Annotated in this window: 20 protein-coding genes and 1 rRNA gene; 4 read left to right on the forward strand and 17 right to left on the reverse strand. The window is 42.0% G+C overall.

The annotated features are described in order from the left end of the window. A 5S ribosomal RNA gene (gene rrf, locus AY606_RS16900) occupies window positions 1-75 on the forward strand; the annotation flags it as partial. A gap of 235 nt (window positions 76-310) precedes the next feature. Beyond that, window positions 311-1,468, forward strand: a complete 1,158-nt coding sequence (locus AY606_RS12310; protein WP_067869035.1) for a PQQ-dependent sugar dehydrogenase — start codon at window positions 311-313, stop codon at window positions 1,466-1,468. A 75-nt stretch (window positions 1,469-1,543) separates the two neighbouring features. On the opposite strand, the gene AY606_RS12315 is transcribed toward AY606_RS12310, so the two are convergent. The 6 genes from AY606_RS12315 to ribF form a co-directional block, all read right to left on the reverse strand. Continuing rightward, window positions 1,544-2,584: a TauD/TfdA dioxygenase family protein gene (locus AY606_RS12315; RefSeq protein ID WP_067869038.1), complete on the reverse strand. Its 1,041-nt coding sequence runs from the start codon at window positions 2,582-2,584 to the stop codon at window positions 1,544-1,546. Between the two features lie 457 nt (window positions 2,585-3,041). Beyond that, complete coding sequence (locus AY606_RS12320) at window positions 3,042-3,584, reverse strand: NADPH-dependent FMN reductase (RefSeq protein ID WP_067869041.1); 543 nt, start codon at window positions 3,582-3,584, stop codon at window positions 3,042-3,044. Between the two features lie 136 nt (window positions 3,585-3,720). Then, window positions 3,721-4,203 carry an FKBP-type peptidyl-prolyl cis-trans isomerase gene (locus tag AY606_RS12325; RefSeq protein WP_067869044.1) on the reverse strand — a complete coding sequence of 161 codons (483 nt, stop codon included), beginning with the start codon at window positions 4,201-4,203 and terminating at the stop codon, window positions 3,721-3,723. Continuing rightward, entirely contained in the window at window positions 4,196-4,738 is a 543-nt protein-coding gene (gene lspA, locus AY606_RS12330; RefSeq protein ID WP_067869047.1) for a signal peptidase II, read from the reverse strand. The genes AY606_RS12325 and lspA overlap by 8 nt, the downstream gene beginning before the upstream one ends. After that, window positions 4,731-7,577: an isoleucine--tRNA ligase gene (ileS, locus tag AY606_RS12335; protein ID WP_067869050.1), complete on the reverse strand. Its 2,847-nt coding sequence runs from the start codon at window positions 7,575-7,577 to the stop codon at window positions 4,731-4,733. Before ileS ends, lspA begins: the two co-directional genes overlap by 8 nt. A gap of 64 nt (window positions 7,578-7,641) precedes the next feature. Then, a complete protein-coding gene (gene ribF / locus AY606_RS12340; protein WP_067869053.1) occupies window positions 7,642-8,643 on the reverse strand; it encodes a riboflavin biosynthesis protein RibF in 1,002 nt (333 codons plus the stop codon). 208 nt (window positions 8,644-8,851) lie between these two features. Between ribF and AY606_RS12345 the strand changes: the two genes are divergently transcribed. Continuing rightward, window positions 8,852-9,979: a TDT family transporter gene (locus AY606_RS12345; protein ID WP_067869056.1), complete on the forward strand. Its 1,128-nt coding sequence runs from the start codon at window positions 8,852-8,854 to the stop codon at window positions 9,977-9,979. Window positions 9,980-10,115: 136 nt separating this feature from the next. Beyond that, window positions 10,116-10,679, forward strand: coding sequence for a phosphorylase family protein (locus AY606_RS12350; protein WP_067869059.1), 564 nt, complete (start codon window positions 10,116-10,118; stop codon window positions 10,677-10,679). A gap of 79 nt (window positions 10,680-10,758) precedes the next feature. On the opposite strand, the gene AY606_RS12355 is transcribed toward AY606_RS12350, so the two are convergent. The 11 genes from AY606_RS12355 to AY606_RS12400 form a co-directional block, all read right to left on the reverse strand. Beyond that, window positions 10,759-11,373, reverse strand: a complete 615-nt coding sequence (locus AY606_RS12355; protein ID WP_067869062.1) for a TetR/AcrR family transcriptional regulator — start codon at window positions 11,371-11,373, stop codon at window positions 10,759-10,761. 353 nt (window positions 11,374-11,726) lie between these two features. Further along, window positions 11,727-12,536: an ABC transporter ATP-binding protein gene (locus AY606_RS12360; protein WP_067869065.1), complete on the reverse strand. Its 810-nt coding sequence runs from the start codon at window positions 12,534-12,536 to the stop codon at window positions 11,727-11,729. A gap of 10 nt (window positions 12,537-12,546) precedes the next feature. Beyond that, entirely contained in the window at window positions 12,547-13,362 is an 816-nt protein-coding gene (gene ssuC / locus AY606_RS12365; protein ID WP_067869068.1) for an aliphatic sulfonate ABC transporter permease SsuC, read from the reverse strand. Next, the gene (gene ssuD / locus AY606_RS12370; protein ID WP_067869071.1) at window positions 13,362-14,537 is read right to left on the reverse strand and encodes an FMNH2-dependent alkanesulfonate monooxygenase; all 1,176 of its coding nucleotides are present in this window, start codon (window positions 14,535-14,537) and stop codon (window positions 13,362-13,364) included. The genes ssuC and ssuD overlap by 1 nt, the downstream gene beginning before the upstream one ends. Before the next feature lie 16 nt (window positions 14,538-14,553). Further along, window positions 14,554-15,486, reverse strand: a complete 933-nt coding sequence (locus tag AY606_RS12375) for a sulfonate ABC transporter substrate-binding protein (protein WP_249409256.1) — start codon at window positions 15,484-15,486, stop codon at window positions 14,554-14,556. Between the two features lie 85 nt (window positions 15,487-15,571). Next, on the reverse strand, window positions 15,572-16,534 hold the full coding sequence (locus AY606_RS12380) for a sulfonate ABC transporter substrate-binding protein (RefSeq protein WP_067869077.1): 963 nt from the start codon (window positions 16,532-16,534) through the stop codon (window positions 15,572-15,574). 328 nt (window positions 16,535-16,862) lie between these two features. Next, the gene (gene argA, locus AY606_RS12385) at window positions 16,863-18,215 is read right to left on the reverse strand and encodes an amino-acid N-acetyltransferase (protein WP_067869080.1); all 1,353 of its coding nucleotides are present in this window, start codon (window positions 18,213-18,215) and stop codon (window positions 16,863-16,865) included. A 134-nt stretch (window positions 18,216-18,349) separates the two neighbouring features. Next, a complete protein-coding gene (locus AY606_RS12390) occupies window positions 18,350-18,706 on the reverse strand; it encodes an RcnB family protein (protein WP_067869084.1) in 357 nt (118 codons plus the stop codon). Window positions 18,707-18,940: 234 nt separating this feature from the next. Beyond that, a complete protein-coding gene (locus tag AY606_RS12395) occupies window positions 18,941-19,348 on the reverse strand; it encodes an RcnB family protein (protein WP_067869087.1) in 408 nt (135 codons plus the stop codon). A 296-nt stretch (window positions 19,349-19,644) separates the two neighbouring features. Then, window positions 19,645-19,800: a hypothetical protein gene (locus tag AY606_RS16325; protein ID WP_171255416.1), complete on the reverse strand. Its 156-nt coding sequence runs from the start codon at window positions 19,798-19,800 to the stop codon at window positions 19,645-19,647. 197 nt (window positions 19,801-19,997) lie between these two features. Then, on the reverse strand, window positions 19,998-20,744 hold the full coding sequence (locus AY606_RS12400) for a YciK family oxidoreductase (RefSeq protein WP_067869090.1): 747 nt from the start codon (window positions 20,742-20,744) through the stop codon (window positions 19,998-20,000). Window positions 20,745-20,758 lie beyond the last annotated feature (14 nt).

A 20,758-nucleotide genomic window follows, 5' to 3' on the forward strand; every position in this document is an offset into this window, starting at 1 on the left:
CGAACTCAGAAGTGAAACCTCTTTGCGCTGATGGTAGTGTGGGGTTACCCATGTGAGAGTAAGTCATCGCCAGCTCATTATTCCTGAAAACCCCCTCAAATGATTGAGGGGGTTTTTTTTAGGTCGCCATTTTTAGCAGCCATTTTTATATGCTAAAAAAAGGCTACAAAAACTCAATGCGAAGAGCCGAGATTAAGCCCCGGAATCAGCCGCTCAAAACCCCTCATTTTAGGTGAAGTTGTTTTTTTATATACAGTGATTTGTCTTGTAATGCTAAATTGGTGGGATGTTCATTTAAGAAGAATAAAGTATGAATCAAATTCACACCGCTGCGATTTTATGTTTAAGTTTGACTTTTAATGGTTTAACTGCGTGTCATGCACAAAATGACGTTCCGCAGGAGCAACCAAAACAGCAATCTTCCTCAAAAATACAGCAAAGCTATGCTCTCAGTATAGTTGCGCAATTTAATGAGCCTTGGGCCATGACCTCTTTAAAGGATGGGCGCTTACTGATTAGTGAGCGAAAAGGAAAATTACAATTATTTGATCCCCAAAACCAGCAAAAAGTAGAAGTTGAAGGCATGCCTAAAGTGGCTTATGGTGGACAAGGCGGCTTGGGCGATATTGCATTACATCCTCAATTTGTACAGAACCATCAAGTCTATATCAGCTATGCAGCAGCAGGACAGGGTGGTTATGGTGCTGTGGTTGCACGGGGGGAGCTAGATTTATCCAATGCTCAACAGCCACAAATTAAAAATTTAAAAATCATTTGGCAGCAAGTACCTAAAGTTCAAGGTCAGGGGCATTATGCACATCGGCTATTATTTGGCCCCGATGGCAAGCTCTGGATCAGTTCAGGAGAACGTCAGAAGTTTGATCCTGCTCAAGATCTGCAATCGAATTTAGGTAAAATTCTACGTTTAAATGATGATGGTACACCTGCGTCAGGTAATCCCTTTATGAACCAAGGTGAGATTGCCAAACAGGTCTGGACTTTAGGCCATCGTAATCCTCTAGGGATTGCATTTGACCACAAAGGTCAGTTGTGGGTGGCTGAAATGGGGCCTAAAGGTGGCGATGAGCTCAATCTCATCATAAAAGGTGAAAATTACGGCTATCCGATTGTTTCCAATGGTAATCATTATGATGGCAAAGATATCCCTGACCACAATACCCGACCTGAATTTAAGGCCCCGGAAATCAGCTGGACTCCGGTCATTTCTCCATCTAGCCTGATATTTTATCAAGGCAATCAATTTCCTGTATGGAAAAATAAGGCGCTAATCGGTGGCTTGTCATCCAAAGCGATTATGGTGGTTGATACCGCAATGAAGCCTGTGAAGGAAGTGCAGCGCTTAAATATGAAACACCGTATCCGTGGCTTGCGAGAAGCCGAGGATGGTTCAATTTGGATACTTGAAGATGGTAAAAATGCCAGATTAATCAAAATGACTGCAAAATAATTTCATCCTTTAATTTAAAAGCCCTTATTAAAATGTCGGGCTTTTAAAGGTATCTGCATAAATTATCTGATTGAATTAAGCGGCATAGTGATCATCAGCATTAAATACATTGGCCTGAATTTGAATAAGTTTACGATTGCCCTGTTCGCCATTCATGCGCCAATGGGCAATTTTAATATTATCGACAATGGCAACATCCCCTTTCTGCCATTGGAGTAACAGGGCATCACGATACATCGCATCAAAAAAAGCCTGTTTCTCTTGATCCGTCCATTCAATTTTATCACCCTGCTGATTGAAAATTTCCCAAGTCAGCTGCATCCCGTCAGCAGTGGAATCAATTTCAATATCACCACGATTTTCAAAACAATTTTGTGCAGCTTGGTAAGCGAATGGATTGGTATTATTAGCAAAAGCCCAAGGTTGTAGCGCAAGTTTTTGGGTAACTGGATGCTTAATCACCAGAGGTGCAGGTTGCAAGGTCAGTTTGGCTTTTTGGTCAGGCAGTATACTTACGCTAAAAGGACTCTTTTTCAGTAAAATCCGATCCATGAAATTAATTTTACGTGATGAGACATACGAAAAATGATTCCAAGTTCCCTGGTATTTTTGCTTAACTGATTCAGGGAAATTTTCCCAAATTTTCTCCAGATTATTAAAGCCGGTTTCAGCCAGATAAGTTGAGGGTTCCTGACAAAATAAAGCGATATAGCGTGAGCGTTCAGAACGTACCCCACCTTCTATATGCGGACCTTGTACCGAGTTCTCCACGGGCCCCAATTGCACGGTATTACGGTCAATATAGCGCCGATAATCGCCTGCGCCTAAAATACTTTCACTGTATTTACGCATCCACGATGCAACCCAACCGGGCATATTGGGATTAAAGGAATTCCACGGCTGTAACTTGAACTTTTGTTCAATCAGTTGATGAAATTCATCGGTTTGCTGGATATTAAATCCCCGAAAAATCAAGATGCCATGCTGATGAATTTGTTGCATCAGCTGTTCAAGATTGTTCTCAATATATTGCGCTAAATCATGACAGGCATTGTGGTCGGGGTGAGCCATGAATACTTTGGCGTAATCATTCAGGAAATGATGTTCTAATTGCATAGTGTCTCTCTCAAGTATTTTTATTGTTTTGCTTATGATGTGTAGAATAATCTTTAACTTTATTCTAATCACTCATAAAAATATTATGGATGATTATTTTTGCTGAATGGGATTATAAAGTTTGATATTTCAGCATGATGTAAATTTTGGTCGTTTAATTAAGCTTTTCGACCAGTGGATAGCTCACTTTAAAGCACCAGACCAATAGCTATAAGAATAAAATAAGTTTTAAAAAAAGCCCCGACATCCTGTCGAGGCTTTTTTAGATTCATTTTAAAGGTATAACTCCTGTCCTACCCATCAGCATCATGCTAGTTATTGCCTATCATTATTGTTTTATGCTTTAGAGACTTCCTGTCTCTGTATGAGTTAAATATAGAGCTTAAATTAATATGTGAAAAGTAGAGATATTTGACAACTGTTGTAAGCTAAAACCTACATCGGTGATGAAGAAATATCAGGCACTTACATATTGAATCAGTTTATCCAAAACAGATCTGAGATTTTTGTTATCAAATTCATTCGGTTCAAACTGTTCAGTTTTATTGCGCGAGAAAATATCCCGAATTTCAATCACTGCATTGCTGTCGACTAAGCCAAGCTGGGTGCCAACTTGACGAATTTGATCAATCGAGCGTGAGCCATTGGTTGCGCCATAGCCAATATAGGCTGCCGGTTTACCTTGCCATTCTTTACCTAGGTAATCCAAAGCATTTTTAAGTGCCGGACTATAACCATGGTTATATTCAGGGCTAATCAAAATAACCGCATCACCCGAAGCAATTTTGTCTGCCCACTGTTGTTGTTTAGGCTGATCATAAATACCGGATAGAGGAGGGTGGCTACCTGCAAAAATAGGCAGGTTCCATTCTTTTAAATCGATGAGTTCAACCTGAACGGTACTGTAATTAGCTCTCTCGATGCTTCGTTGTACCCAGCGCGCGACTTTAATTGCAATACGACCTTCACGAACACTACCGACAATAATTTGAATGTTCATCTTGAACCTGTGTTTTTTTATAAAGGTAGGATCTAAATTAATATGAATGTGAGCGGCGGAATATGAGGAATTTGTATCTCCAGAACTTAAAAAAGCCCCCGAAGGAGCTTTTAAAAATCATCAGTTAGATGATCTTTTACATCAGCTTAATACCTTGCTGACCGGCAGGCGTTACTTTAAAGATTTCCACTTCAAAGGTAATGTCCTTGCCTGCAAGCGGGTGATTGAAATCAATTTCAGTAATATCTTCACCGACTGATTTCACCACACCAAATAGACTCTGTTTGGCTTTATCTTCAAATTCAATCATATGACCGACAATCGGGGTCTGCTCGAATTTAACCGTATCAAATTTTTGTACGTTTTCAGCGTTCCAGGGACCGAAAGCATCTTCAGGAGGAAGACTCACGGTACGACGGTCACCGGCACGTAAACCAAACAGGGCTTTTTCAAAACCCGGCAACAAGCTGCCATCGCCCATCACCAGACTGACCGGTTCTTCACGGCTACGGGTATTATCAATTTCTACACCATTTTCAATGGCGACCGAAAAATGCAGCTCTACTTTCGAGCCTTCATTAATACGGGTTTCTTCATTTGGATTAATAATTTCAGTCATTGTGTTGCGCTTCCGCACGTTGAATACGTTGCTTTTCTAGGAAAAAAGTATCGATCAGCAGCAAAATAGTGCCTAGGGTAATGGCACTGTCTGCAATATTAAAAGCAGGAAAATGGCTGTTGTTGTAGTAAACGTGAATGAAATCGACCACATATCCTAAAGAAACGCGGTCAATCAAGTTACCAATTGCACCACCCAAAATCAGGGCAATCGCTATAGGTAAAATCACCATTTTTTTCGGCATACGCATCAGCCAAAATACAAAAATTACAGACACTAAACCTGCTAGTGAAGTAAAGAAATAACGTTGCCATCCACCGGCATCGGACAGGAAACTAAAGGCTGCACCATAGTTATGCAGCAATGTCCAATTTAAAAAGGGCAGTACCGGCACAGGATCTGCATAATTCAGATGTGTCGTTGCAATCCATTTGGTCCACTGGTCGAGAATAATCGCGACAATGGATAAACCTAGCCACACCAGATTATGTGGGTAGAACTGGAACAAACCCTTTTTAGCTTGCGGATTAGGCATATTTTCTCTCTTCGCCTTGACCTGTAGGAAGGTTAATAATACAACGAGAACAAAGACCTGGATGTTCGTGATGTGTATTCACATCCGGCAGTACATGCCAGCAACGGGCACATTTTTCGCCCTCTGCAGCTGATACTTTCACACGTAAGCCTTCAAGATCTGTGGCTTCACCCTGTGCTTCATCAAATGCATTTACAATGACAGTCGAGGTGATTAACACAAAACGAAGTTCATCATCTAACTGATCCAGCACTGCTTTCAATTCAGCATTGGCCCAAAGTTCAACTTTGGCAGACAAGTTTGAACCAATCAGTTTGGCATTACGTGCAGCTTCGATTTGCTTGTTCACCGCAGATTTAACCGCAATCATGGTTTGCCAGTCTGCTTCTGAAACCAGGTTCGCTTTCGAGGCAACCGGAATGTCATACCATTCCGTGGTGAACACGTATTTCTCGGTTTGACCTGGAATTAAAGGCCAAGCTTCTTGCGCGGTAAAGGTCAAGATCGGTGCCATCCAGCGCACAAAAGCTTGTACCAAATGATACAGCGCAGTTTGTGCAGAATGACGTGCTTGCGAGTCCGCTTTGGTGGTGTACTGACGGTCTTTGATAATGTCGAGGTAGAAACTACCCAGGTCATTAATACAGAAGTTGGTCAATGAACTTGCCACAATATGGAAGTTCATATCTTCATAAGCTTGCTGAATGGTTTTTTGTACGTCTGCTGCACGTTGCAGAATGTATTGATCCAGCGCGATCAACTGATCGACTGGCAATGCATCTGTAGCCGGCTGGAAACCATTCAGGTTTGCCAACAAGAAACGCAATGTATTACGGATACGACGGTAACCATCAGAGGCACGACTAAAGATCTCTTTACCTGCAGTCATTTCATAACGGTAATCTGCAGATGCGATCCAGAAACGTAAACCGTCTGCACCCATATCTTTAATGATGTCTTGTGGTGTGATCACGTTACCGATTGATTTCGACATCTTACGGCCTTTTTCATCGACCACGAAACCGTGAGTCAACAAGCCTTTGTAAGGTGCGCGGTTATTAATTGCGATAGATGTGAGCAATGATGACTGGAACCAACCACGATGCTGATCTGAACCTTCAAGATATAAATCAGCAGGATCAGTCAATTCTTCACGTTCACGCAGTACCGCATAATGGGTTGTACCCGAGTCAAACCAGACATCTAGGGTATCGCGTACTGCATTGTACTGTTCAGCATCAGCCCCAATGAAGTCTTTCGCTTCACGGTTATACCAGCCATCGATCCCTTCCTGCTCAATCAGTTTTGCCACTTCTTCGATCAGTTCAGGGGTACGTGGATGCAATTCGTTGGTGTCTTTATGCACGAAAAACGGGATGGGTACACCCCAAGTCCGTTGACGCGAGATACACCAGTCCGGACGGCCTTCAATCATCGACTGAATACGGTTTTTACCCCAATCCGGGACAAAACTGATGTCGTTTTCAATCGCGTTTAAAGCGCCTTGGCGTAAACCTTTTTCGTCCATGCTGATGAACCACTGCGGGGTCGCACGGAAGATAATCGGGGTTTTATGACGCCAGCAATGTGGATAACTATGTTTAATCACCACATGTGCCCAAAGCTTGTTGGCTTCACTTAATGCTGCAATAATTTTTGGATTGGCTTTGTAGATGTGCTCGCCTGCAAAAACAGGTGCAGTCGGTAAATACACACCGTTACCACCAACGGGATTATCGACTTTCAAGTTATACAGTAAGCCAACTTTATAATCGTCTACACCATGGCCGGGTGCAGTATGTACCGCACCTGTACCGCTGGTTGCGATTACGTGTTCGCCTAAAATCACAGGAACCTGACGTTCAGTAATTAAAGGATGTTGTAATTGTAAATTCTCAAGTTTGCTACCGGCAAAATCAGCAATCACTTCAACGGTGGTAAAGCCATAGCGTTCAGTGGCAGATTCGACTAAGTCTTTGGCCAAGATAAAGTTTTGCGCTGCTTTTTCATCACCACGCGCTTTAATAAGTTGATATTCAATATCCGCATGCAGGGCAACTGCCTGATTTGCTGGAATGGTCCAAGGCGTCGTGGTCCAGATCACAATGTCAGTTGAGTCTTTAACTTCTACACCCAAACGAGCCGATAAATCTGCCAAATCAACAACCGTGAAGCCAACATCGATGGCATCCGATTTTTTATCTTCGTATTCAACTTCAGCTTCAGCCAAAGATGAACCACAGTCTAAACACCAGTTCACAGGTTTAAGACCCGGTTCGATATGACCTTGTTTCTGGATTTCACCCAGCGAACGCACAATATTTGCTTCTTGCGCAAAATTCATGGTCAGGTAAGGATTGTCCCAATCACCAAATACACCCATACGTATAAAGTCTTTTTTCTGTAATTCGACTTGAGTGTAGGCATATTCGCGGCAATGTTTACGGAAGGTTGCAGCATCGACTTTAACGCCGACTTTACCGACTTTTTCTTCAACTTTAAGTTCAATCGGCAAACCGTGACAGTCCCAACCCGGAACATACGGTGCATCAAAGCCATCCATAATGCGGCTTTTGATGATGATATCTTTCAGTACTTTGTTTACCGCATGACCCAAGTGGATTTGACCATTTGCGTATGGAGGGCCATCGTGAAGCACATATTTTTTCTTGCCAATACGCGATGCCCGAATCTGCTGATAAATGTTGTCGGCATACCACTCTTCTAACCATTTTGCTTCACGTACTGCGAGATTTGCTTTCATTGCAAATTCAGTACCTGGGAGGTTTAGCGTGGCTTTGTAATCCACTGCATTTTCAGGAGTTTGCTTATCGCTCATGCAAGTTGTCTTCCAATTTAATCAGTCTTAGTCTGACGCGTTTTACAGTAAAAAAATATGGGATTTAAAAAGGGAAATTGGGAGTGTTTTGTCGAAACTCAAGCAGTTTATCAACATCATCATCAATTCCCGCTTTCAATGCTTCAAGCGAAGGGTAGTCCTTTTCACCATGTAAATAGTTCAAGAATGTCACCCGCATTAACAGGCCATACAGATTAGCAGAAACATCAGGAAAATGTACTTCTAATCGCCATTCTGGATGTTCCTGTTTGATGGCTGGTCGAGTCCCCACATGGCCTGCACCAAACAAGGCTGTTGGTTTATAGCCCACAATCCCCAATTTTTCAGGATTGCCGGCTTTCACTTTATCTTTTAAAGATCCGCTTTCACACACGACTTCAACGCCGTAAATCCCGTTTAAACACGGTTTATGCCGGTTGAGACGGACGTTAATGGTGGGGAAATTAAGGGTTCGCCCAATTTGATCACCATATTGTACCCGGCCGGTAATGCTATACGGACGTCCTAATAGTTTTGCAGCCAGCGCTAAATCGCCTGCTTGTAAGGTATGCCTAATCCGGGTCGAACTGACGCGGTGTCCATCCAATGCAATGGTGTGTAAGTTGGTGACCTGAAAACCGTAGCCGCGCAAAAATTCACTATTGCCTTGACGGTTTTTACCAAAATGGAAATCGTCGCCCAGAACCAGATGTTCTGCATTAAGTTTATGTTTCAGAATATCGGCAAAGCTTTCCGCATTTAAACTGCGGAAATAGTTATCAAATTTTGCAATCGCGATATAGTCGACACCTAGTTCGGTTAAGTATTCGACTTTTTCACGCAAAGATGAAATACGTGGGGGAGCCTCATAACCTTTAAAAAATTCAAGTGGTTGTGGCTCAAAGATCATCACCAATGTTTTTAAGTTTTGTGCTGCGGCAAGTTGTTTTAATTGTGCAATCATGGCCTGATGACCCAAATGTACACCGTCAAAATTACCAATCGTAACGGCAGTTTTTGGTAATTGAAAATTTGGTGCTAAAGCATTCAGGCGGAGCAGCTTCATGGACGAATCAATAAATGAAAAATTATCAGAGCTATATATTGCCATAATCTTGAGCGTTCGTCTTGTTGTTGTGTTTTTACTCAAGTTATTTTCAGGTCAGAATAAATATTAATCAATATAATTGATATTAAAAATAAAAATTAATCAATTTTTCTTATTAATAAATACTTTTACAATGATTTTATCGCAACTCGAAGAGTATCCAGTCATGTATAAACCGTTCCAACAACTGACACAAATGCAGGATATGATCCGTCATTTTACCCCAAACTGGTTTACCGTGACCATGGGGACAGGTGTGGTCGCACTTATTCTGGCTGAGTTACCTGTTGCTGAATCGTTGATGTGGTCATTGGGCGCAATGCTTTGGCAAATCAATATTCTGTTGTTTCTGTTATTTAGCACATTATATGGCCTACGCTGGATGCTCTTTCCCATTGAAGCCAAGCAAATTTTCAAACATTCTATGATGGGTTTATTTTTAGGCACCATCCCGATGGGCTTGGCGACTATTTTAAATGGTTTTCTAAAATTTGGCATTACACTTTATGGTGATGTGGCGCTGAACATTGCGCAAAGCCTTTGGTATGTTGATGTTGCTCTGGCTGTGATCATTGCATGGGTTGTACCGTTTGCGATGTACAGCCAACAACAGCATGAACTTAAAACCATGTCTGCGGTCTGGTTGCTTCCCATTGTGGCTTGTGAAGTTGCTGCAAGTTCAGGTGGTTTGCTGCTTGCACATATTGATGCCGGTCAAAATGCCGTGGCTATTCTTTTGGGAAGTTACCTGCTCTGGGGTTTATCCGTATTACCAGCTTTTGCAATTTTAACCATTCTCATGTTGAGATTAGCCTTGCACCAATTACCTGCAAAAGAGTTGGCGATTAGCAGTTGGTTGGCTTTAGGCCCAATTGGGACAGGCGCATTGGCTTTGTTGCTGCTCGGTGCTCAAGCGCCGCAGGTATTGAGAAGTATTGGCATGCAAGCATTGGGAGATTTATTCCATTATGCAGGTATTTTCGGCAGTTTGATTCTGATTGGTTTCGGGGTGTGGTGGCTTGGTATTGCCTTACTGACCACCTTAAAACACTGCAAAGATTTACCGTTTAATTTAGGTTGGTGGGGGCTGACTTTCCCGCTGGGTGTATTTACCTTGGCCATTTTAAACTTGGGTCAGCAATTAGCCTTGCCGTTTATTTGTCATGTTGCTTATGGCTTGGCAAGCATTTTGATTCTGCTTTGGATAGTGGTTGCAAGTAAAACCACGCAAGGTTTTTACCAAGGGAATTTGTTTTTCTCTCCGTGTTTAAAAGCCTATTTGGAGAAGAATTAGAATAACTTCCTCTCCTTTTAGCAACGGGTTGAAGAAAGATCAGAAGATAGATTTCCACTCTGGTCATTTTTCCATTTGCCCCTCAATCTATTTTCATCTCTAATAGTGTCTATTTAGTTTTAATGAGCAAAAGTAAATGTCTGACTTGGCTTTAATCATGGCACTTCCCAATGAATCAAAAGGTTTGTTTGAACAAGCCGGGATTCAAGTGCATTACAGTGGCATTGGTAAGGTAAATGCCGCATTTAAAGCCTTTGAAGTGATTCAGAAAACTGGTTGTAAAACCTTACTTAACTTGGGCTCAGCAGGAAGTTCTCAATTTGATGCACATGCATTAGTTGAAGTGACGACTTTTGTGCAACGCGATATGGATGTATCGCCCCTAGGTTTTGCAGTCGGCGTTACACCTATGGATGATGATCACCCAGCAGAAATTCATTTAGAGTGTTATTTTCAGCACCTGGAAAAAGGCATCTGTGGAACAGGGGATAGCTTTGAAACAGGTATGCCCAAAGTGCCATGCAATCTGGTAGATATGGAAGGCTATGCACTGGCGAAAGTCTGCAAGAAGCTGGGTGTACGATTAATTTCAGTGAAATATATTAGCGATGGTGCCAATGACACCGCACATTTAGATTGGGAAGGAAATTTATTATTGGGCGCGCAAAAGTTATTAGGATTATACCAAACGGTCAAATAAGTAGAGTAGGGTTGGAAATTTGGCGACCATAGTGGTCTATGGTCGTATGCCAAAATTATCGTAGACGATAATTTAAGAATTATGGACGAGGAATCACGCCGTATAAAATCATATGGACAGTATGTTGGATGATCCGCTGCTGCATACTACGGTTACGCAAGGTCTTGCCTGTGACCATTTCCATTTGTGTCGCAAAATCTGCATAGTTTTGGGTCACCGCCCAAATATTCAGAATTAAAAGCTCAGGATCAATGTCCTTGGAAATTTTACCTTGCTCTTGCCACATGGTAATGACTTTGGCTTTGCGCTTCACCAGTTTCTTTAACGGACCTTTTAAAATTGGCAAGATGTGCGGCGCACCTTGAATCACTTCCAAAGCAAACAGTCGTGATGCTTTTGGCTGGGTACGAGAAACCTCAATTTTTTGCAATAAATAATTGGTGATCGCTTCTTCAGGCTCAAGGTCTGTTTCTACCATTTGTAGGGGAGCGAGCCACTTTTGCAATACCGTGGTGAGTACTTCAACGTACAAGGCTTCCTTATTTTCATAATAATAGAAAATATTGGATTTGTGCATTTCAGCAATCTGAGCAATCTCGTCTAAGCTTGCCCCATTAAAACCGTAAAGGGAAAATACATCCAGTGCTGCATTCAGCAGTTGATGACGTTTCTGTGTACTCTTTTTTTGTTCCATTGGCCATTTAAAAAACAATTAAAAGTGGAACCTTAAATTGTACGACAAATCATCAGATTTGTGCACAGGCAAAAGTTTTAATTTTATGGATATTTAAGATTTATTTTTTAGATCAGCTATCAAATTGCCCAGTTTTCGACCAAGGTAAAAAGATGTGGTAAAAGAGTGCAGAAAATAGCTCAATAGAGATTGTTAAATAATTCAATAAGATTGAATTTTTCAAGGATTCAGTTAAAGACTTAACTCATAAATGAATGATTAAAATAATTAAAGAATAAAATAAGGTTTACACCACAATTTTGAAATGAGCCCACAGCTAATCATCATGAGGTGCTCATTTCAAAGGTAAAATATCAGGTTGCTAATACAGCATTGAGAACTTGTTGCTCTAACTCGCTAAACAGGTAATCTTTTTTACGTGGTCGTGGTAAATCTACTTTGAACTGTTTAGCAATATGTCCTTTATCGAGCAAAATAATTCGATCGGCCAGTTGTACTGCTTCGCTGACATCATGGGTCACTAAAATGGCAGTAAAGCCTTGCTCGCGCCAGAGTTTTTCAATCAGGCTTTGCATGTCTAAACGGGTTAAAGCATCCAGTGCCCCCAGTGGTTCATCTAAGAGCAAAATGCGAGGCTTATGTGATAATGCACGTGCAAGCGCGGTACGCTGACGCTGTCCTCCCGAAAGTTGTGAAGGCCACAATCCCGCTTTTTCTTTCAGTCCGACTTTTTCTAACAGGGCAGAGGCATTGCCTTGATGGGCTTTGGCTAAACCCAACTGTACATTTTGTTCAATGCTCCGCCATGGCAAAAGTCGCGGGTCCTGGAACATGACACGGATGTCATCACTGCCAATGCCTTCGCGAATATGTCGTGCCGATTTAAACTTGATTTCACCATAGCTGGGTTGTTCTAAATCCGCTATTAAACGAAGCAGGGTACTTTTACCACATCCGCTACGTCCGACAATGGCAAGAAATTCACCCGGTTGAATATGCAGGTCTAAATCTTCCAGCACCGTGACATCACCATAGAATTTATGCAGTTGCTCAATCAGAATTTCTGCACCGACCACAGCGGTTGGATGGATATCTGTAGTTGCAGGCTGTGCTGGTACGGTCTTATCTTCAGCTACATGTCGCCCTATACTTAAATCAGTCATGAGGTATTCCTTATTTTTGATATCCAGCATGCCAGCGCAGTAAGTATTTTTCTAAGCCTACTGCCAGTACATCGGCCAATTTTCCAAGCAGGGCATAGAGCAAAATTCCAACTAGCACTACATCGGTTTGTAAGAATTCACGTGCATTCATGGTCATGTAGCCAATGCCTGCTTGTGCAGAAATGGTTTCTGCCACAATCAGCAGTACCCAAACCAGCCCCAATGCAAAGCGCAAACCGACAAGAATGGAAGGCATTGCACCCGGTAAAATAATTTCTCTGTACAACTGCCAGCGGGTTAGGCCATAGCTTTTACCCATCTCGATCAGTTGCGGATCAACCGAGCGAATGCCATGATAAGTGTTGATATAAATCGGGAAGAACACACCGACAGCGACTAAAAAAAGTTTGGCGGATTCATCAATTCCGAACCATAGAATCACCAAAGGAATTAAAGCCAAAGCTGGAATATTACGGATCATTTGCAAGGTGGTGTCGAGCAGGGTCGATGCCAGTTTAGAAGATCCATTCAGTAGACCAAGCAGTAATCCTAAACCACCGCCCACCAATAAACCGAGCAGGGCACGTCCGGCACTGACTTTGACATGTTGCCAAAGTTCACCCGAGATGGACAGATGCCAAAATGCAGCGACGACCGCCGTCGGTGCAGGCAAAATACGGCTTTCCAAAAGTCCGGTACCAGATGCAATTTGCCAAATCAGGATCAGGGCAATGGGAACCAACCAAGGCAGCAAGTGCTGCCCAAATTGTGTTCCACGTGAAACCTTGGTTTTAGCCAGGGTTTCGGCAGAAATGCTTTTACTCATTAAGCCAGCTCCTGAGTTTTCACTTCTTGTTTCGCCTCATCTGGTACATAGTTATTTGCCACGATTTCACCAAAAGGGCCGGTCAGATTTGGCTGAGCCAATTTTTTACGGGTTTCCAAAGGCAGTAACGGGAACACCAGTTCAGCAAAACGGATGGATTCTTCCAGATGCGGATAGCCCGAGAAAATAAAGGTATCAATACCCAAATCTGCATATTCCTGAATACGTGCAGCTACAGTTTCAGCATCGCCTACCAGTGCTGTACCTGCACCGCCACGAACCAGACCTACACCTGCCCAAAGGTTCGGAGACACTTCAAGTTTGCTGCGGTCACCGTTATGCAGTTCAGCCATGCGACGTTGACCGACTGAATCCATTTGTTTGAATTTCTTTTGCGCTGCTTGAATGGTTGCATCATCAACATATTGAATCAGTTCTTCCGCTGCCGCCCATGCCTGTTCATTGGTTTCACGGACAATCACGTGTAAACGGATACCGTAATTTAGGCTACGACCTTTAGCAGCAGATTTGGCTTTCACATTTTCAATTTTTTCTTTTACTGCTGCAGGTGGCTCACCCCAAGTTAGATAAGTATCGACTTGATCAGTGGCCAAATCGACTGCGGCATCTGAAGAACCGCCGAACCAAAGGGGTGGATATGGTTTTTGCACCGGTGGATAAAGCAATTTGGCATCTTCCACTTGTAAACGTTCACCATTGAAACTGAAGCTTTCACCGCTATGTGAACGTTTTAAAATTTCACGCCAGATGGTGGTGTATTCAGCGGCAGTTTTATAGCGCGTCGCATGATCTTCATAAACGCCATCACCTTTCAGCTCTTGTTCATCACCACCGGTGACCAAGTTAAGCAGAACACGACCATTGGATAAACGGTCAAAAGTTGCAGCCATACGTGCAGCCAGTGCCGGAGTTGTTACTCCCGGACGTAGTGCAACCAGGAATTTTAAATTTTTGGTGGCATCAATCAGGCTGGCTGCAGTAATCCATGGATCTTCACATGAGCGACCGGTTGGAATCAGTACGCCTTCATAACCCAGGTTATCTACCGCTACGGCAATCTGTTTCATATAAGCATGATCGACCTGACGCGCACCTTTGCTTGTACCTAAATAACGACTGTCACCGTGTGTTGGGATAAACCAGAAAATTTTCATCGCTTTGATCCTTATATTATTTGCCTGCCCAAACGGCTTGCTGAATATTGATTTGATTGGGAATGATTTTGAGTTCACTAAAGCGGTTTGCCAGTTGCTGCTGTTCCAAAATCACTTTTTTAGTCAAAGGTGCTGCAATAGAGGGACGCGGACGGCGCTGAACAAAAGTGAGGCTCACGTTAGGCTTTAAGCCGGTGTTTTTTGCAATTAAATTTGCAGTCGCCTGCTGATTCTTTTGCACCCAGGCATCGGCTAAATTAATCTGTTGAATTACCCCTTTAATTGCTTGGGGATGCTGTTTTACAAATTCAGGTGCCGCCAGATAAAAGGTGTAATTTGGACTGAGGCCTTTACCTGCGGCAAGGACTTTGGCTTGATCTTCAAGTTGAGTCGATGCGTAATATGGATCCCAGATGGCCCAGGCATCCACAGCACCTTTTTGGAAAGCTGCGCGTGCATCGGCAGGGCTGAGCCATATCGGCTGAATATCTGTCCATTTCAAGCCTGCTTTGCGTACGGCCTGAACCAATAAATAATGAGCACTTGAGCCTTTTTGCAATGCAATACGTTTGCCCTTTAAATCACTCAGTTTTTTTAAGCTCGAGTTTTTAGGCACTAAAATTGCGGATGCCAAAGGTTTAGCTGCCTCATAAGCAATGTAATACAAAGGCTTATTGGCGGCTTGTGCATATACCGGTGGTGTATCGCCAGTGACGCCAATATCTACCGAACCTACAGCAAGCGCTTCTAAAATTTGCGGACCGGCTGGAAATTCATTCCATGTTATTTTTGCGTTTGGAAACTCTTTCTCATAGAGCTTTTGCTCTTTGGCTACAGCAAAGTTAATGGAACTTTTTTGGTAACCAATCCGCAGTTCTTTAACCGAAGGATCGATTGCCCAAGCCGTACTTGAACCCAACATCGCACAAGCAATCAACATCGCATTCATGCCATGGCTGGACGTTTTAAACCAGGTAATTGCTTTATGATCTTGCTGTTGTTGAGTCATTATCTAATCCTTTATGGTGATTTCTTTACTTGGCTAAAATTGCAGATTGAATATTGATTTTGTTTGGAATCAGTTTCTGGTTATAAAAAGCATCGGCAACATATTGCTGCTCTTGCACCACTTCATTAGAAATTGGTTGTACACCAAAGCCCATGCGCGAAATGGAGGATTTAATAATGCCGCTAGACAGTCCTGTCGGTTTTTCCAGAAGTTTAGCCGCTTCATCTTGATGCTGTGATACCCATTGGGTCGTGGTGTTTAATTCATTGATGACAGCTTTCAGCACATTCGGATGTTGCTCGGCAAATTTACGGTCAGCCAAATAGAACTGATGGTTACTGACCAAGTTTTCACCGGTTGCAATGACACGTGCACCAATTTGCTGTTCAGCAGCTGCAAAGAACGGATCCCAAATGACCCAGGCATCGACTGCACCTTTTTCAAAAGCGGCACGTGCATCCGAAGGCGGTAAATACACCACTTGAATGTCATCCAGTTTCAGGTTGTTGGCTTCAAGTAATTTGAGTAATAGGTAATGCACGTTTGAGCCTTTATTCAGGACAACACGTTTACCTTTTAAATCCTGAATGTTTTGAATGGCTGAATCTTTTTGCACAATTAAGGCTTCAGCTTTAGGTGCTTGCGGTTGGTTAGCCACATACACCAAATTAGAATTGGCTGCCTGAGCAAAAATAGGAGGCGCTTCACCGGCTTCACCTAAGGAGACACTGCCGACATTTAAACCTTCAAGCAGTTGTGGACCGGCAGGGAATTCCACCCATTTCACATTGACACCTTGTTGTTTTAATGCTGTTTCTAAAATGCCGCGTTCTTTAATAATCGGCAACAGGCCATATTTTTGAAAACCGATATTTAAAGTCACCGTTTCAGCTTCTTTTTTCGCACAACCTGACATCATCATTGCGCCAGCAACTACTGAAGAAAGGACCAGCGATTTCGCCCAGAATTTTGCTTGAATGGCGCTCATGAATGTGTGCTCCGCAATAATGAAGTGTTGAATATTGAACAGATACGCTAAAGCCTTTTCTTTTTCGAAAATAATAAAAAAATAGGAATTCTTAATGAGGAAAAAAGATAAATAAAAAAAAGAAAAACTTATGTGAGAAAGTGATTTATATAAAAAATAAAATATGCTGTTTTAATATTATAAATTATTGATATTTATTAAATTTAATTCTAAATATTACACTGTTATAAGATTATGCAAAAATTGTATAAATCAAATTTTTCAGATTCACTAAAAAGATGAATAAAGATATAAAAAATAAAGCTATAGCTAGAATAAAAAAGCCACTTTAAAGTGACTTTTTGAATACCATGGAATTACGTTGGTAGTTATATAGCGCCTGCCGTGCATTGGGCAGATCATCGACACTGGCTGGCTCAAAACCGTGCTCGACAAACCAGTGTGCAGTACGTGTGGTCAATACAAACAGTTGCTGAATGCCCATTTTTTTGGCTTTATCTTCCAGATAATACAAAATCTGGCTGCCACGATTGGACTTGCGATAAGTGGGGTCAACCGCGACACAGGCAATCTCGGCCGACTTGATTTCATGGGCTGAAGCCGGAATCGGATATAGCGCAGCACAGGCTAAAATCATGCCATCACGTTCAATCACAGAAAACTGCTCAATTTCACTTTCTAAGCGTTCCCGTGAGCGATATACCAAAATGCCTTCGGCCTCCAGTGGACGAAGTAGATTCATCAAGCCACCAACATCCTGAATATTTGCAGTACGCACTTCTTCATAATGTGAATTGGTCATCATGGTGCCTGTACCATCGCGAGTGAACAGTTCTTCCAGCAATGCACCATCGTAGGTATAAGAAATTAGATGTACACGACGTACACCTTGCATTGAGGCGTTTTTTGCACCGCGTAACTGCAACGCAATATCCGGATTGGAGTCTTGATACTGCAAAATATGCTGATCAAGTTGATGCGGCGGAATTTCCCGCTGCAATTGGCCCAATTCATTGACCAGACCTTGTTGTTTACCCAGAAAAATCAGCTTGTCGGCTTTAAGCAGAATAGCAGTATTGGTGGCAACTTCTTCCGCCATCAGATTAAACACTTCACCTGTGTTGGAGTAACCGGTGGGGCCAAGCAGTACAATATTATGATTTTTAAGATGGCGTTGAATGGCTTCGGTATCGACGGTACGCAGTTCACCGGTGAGCTGGAAGTCAATGCCATCACGAATGCCATAGGGTTTTGCGGTGACAAAATTACCTGAAATGACATCAATACGTGCGCCGTACATCGGTGAGTTGGCCAGGCCCATGGAAAGCAGCGCTTCAATTTGCAGGCGAATCGAACCCACCGCATTCATCACGCAGCTTAAAGATTCGCGCGTGGTAATCCGGCGATGATTATGAAACGGGGTTTGAATGCCGCTGGCTTTTAAGTTCTGATTGATTTGCGAACGCGCGCCATGCACCAGAATCAGACGAATGCCTAAAGAATGCAGCAGGGCAAGGTCATGAATAATATGCTGGAAATTTTCATGTTGTACCGCTTCACCATCAAACATTATGACAAAGGTTTTATTACGGTGGGCATTGATATAAGGTGCAGAATGTCGAAACCAATGCACATATTGTAAAGTTGTGCTTTGTGATGTTTCCGATGAATTCTCGTGCATACCTGTCTCAAATGAAGAATAAAATCCTATGTTTGATTCTAATCAAAAAAAAGCGCAGCGGAAGGGAAAAATTAAAAAAACACCTTAACTGACGTTAAAGTGTTTTTGAGGGGGTATTTCTAGAAGTAAATAGCTTAGTTTCGAATGTTAATAATGCGATTGTTACGTTCATTGACTAGCACATAGTCACCATTCACTTTATACCATTGCTGATTACGGTTTGATTTAGGTAATTGACGTGCTTCACGGTCACTGATTTGGAAACGTGAGCTGCTGTATTGACGCGGTAAAGTTTGTCCTTTACGCCAATCACGACTTGGGTTTACCCGTTTGTTATCATAACGGTTATTGTTGTCCCAGCGGTTATCTTGATGCGATTGTGCATGGTTATAGCGTTGACGATCATCATAACGATGATCTGGTGCTGCCATTGCTGAAGTTGCCATCAATGCAGTTAAAGACAGCGCAATTGTTGTTAGAATTTTTTTCATATCTTTCACCTAAATTTCAGAGAGTACAGTTATTTCGTTAACGCTAAATTAACCAAAAATTAGAGATAAAAAATGAGAGCTTTATAGTTGAATTGTGAAATTGATGGAGAAAAAAAGAAGATTTTAAAAATGCTGAAAAACTTGCAGTCAAAGACCTGCTGTTAAAACAGACGATTTTTAGAAATAAAAAAAAGCCCAAACCGAAGTTTGGGCATGGAGAATTTAAAAAGGAGTTTAAAAACCTTGAATACGAATAATATTATTACTGTCAGTGTCGACTAAAATATAGTCATTATTAATTTTGTACCACTGCTGGTTACGAGAGGGTTTCGGCAAGTCATGGCTTTTGTAATCGACTTTATAACCGTTGCCCCGATAATGCTGCGGCATCACATAACCGGTTTGCCATTTATGCTGTTGTAGACGTTTTACTCCACGTTCTTCCCGAACACGGCGTTTATCTTGCATACGATCATCGTCATCATCCTGGTTACGAAAATCTCGCCCATTATTCGATTGCTGATGACGTGATTGGTCCCAACCACGATTGTTATCGTGTTTCTCGTGAGGTGCAGCAGTGGTTACACTGTTTGCCATCAATGCACTGAAAGAGATTGCCAAAATTGTCAAAATCTTTTTCATGTTGAACCCTCGTAGAAAAATTATTAATTTCAATCATGCTAATGTACGAAAAAATTGCAGAGAAACTGTGAAGATAAATCACTCATTTATTATAAAATGCAGAGATAATAAGGATATTATGCCGAAATATCTCACGATTTAAAAATCTAAAGAAATTTTATGTCGATATTAAATACTACAAAAACAATATATTGATGAAAAATTTGTATCAAATTTTTGATAACGCTTTTATTTATTCAAAATTGTTCTGACTACAGGCTGCAACAGCCCTATGCCAACTGTTCAATAAAACTGTTCTAGTTCCATTGCTCAGCAAGGTCTTGAAGTGAGTTCACCGCCTGTGCAATTGCTTCTGCTTGTCCTGCATCATCCAGAGCTGTAATCAATGTATTTGAAAGCTGTAAATTTTTAATGCGATGGATCGTTTCAATTTTACGTTGTTGATCAGCCATAATCTATTCCTTATAGGGGGTGTTTTTCAATATGAATCAGCATAAGCTGATCTTTTTAATTTGAAAAACCGAATATTATTATTAAAATGATTTAAAAATACGATTTATAGTTTTGTATGATCTAAAAGTGATTTCACCTCAAACAAGAGGCATAAACTAAAAAGGGAGCCTATGCTCCCTTTGGATCTTTTTAAGAATTAATCCTGCGCATCAATACTTTGACCATTCATATGCAAGCTGTCGTCACCCATTAAATACAGGTAGGCCGGCATAATCATTTCAGGCGTCGCTAAAGTTTTTGGATCTTCTTCCGGATAAGCTTTGGCACGCATGGCGGTACGAGTTGCGCCCGGATTAATGCAGTTAAATCGTACATTCGGATAGACATTTTCTTTGGCAAAAATCTGATTGACCGCTTCAACGGCAATTTTAGAAACCGAGTATGCACCCCAACGTTCACGTGCTTCACGGCCTACACCAGAACTGGCAAAAACCACAGAGGCATGTTCTGATTTATGCAGCAGTGGTAACAGCTCTTGCGTCAGTAAAAATGGCGCACGCAAATTCACTGCCATCACATCATCCCAGACGTCGATCGGATAATTGGCCAGTTCGGTACGTTCACCCAGAATACCGGCATTATGCAAAATGCCGTCTAAGCGACCAAACTGTTTATCTAAGGTATCGACCAGTAACTCATAGTCTCGAGGAGATGCACTGGATAACTGCAATGGGAGAATTGCCGGTTGTGGCGCACCCAAGCTTTCAATTTCATCATAAATGACTTCCAGCTTGTTTAGCGTGCGTCCATGCAGTACCACAGTTGCCCCATGCAGGGCATAGCTAATTGCAGCTGCACGACCAATACCATCGCCCGCCCCTGTAATCAGGATAATGCGATCTTTTAACAGATCAGGGCGAGGTTGATATTCTGAATATTTCATTGCATACCTCCTCG

Origin of the sequence: Acinetobacter sp. SFB, from assembly GCF_001647545.1 — a bacterium.
Classification (GTDB): Bacteria; Pseudomonadota; Gammaproteobacteria; order Pseudomonadales; family Moraxellaceae; genus Acinetobacter.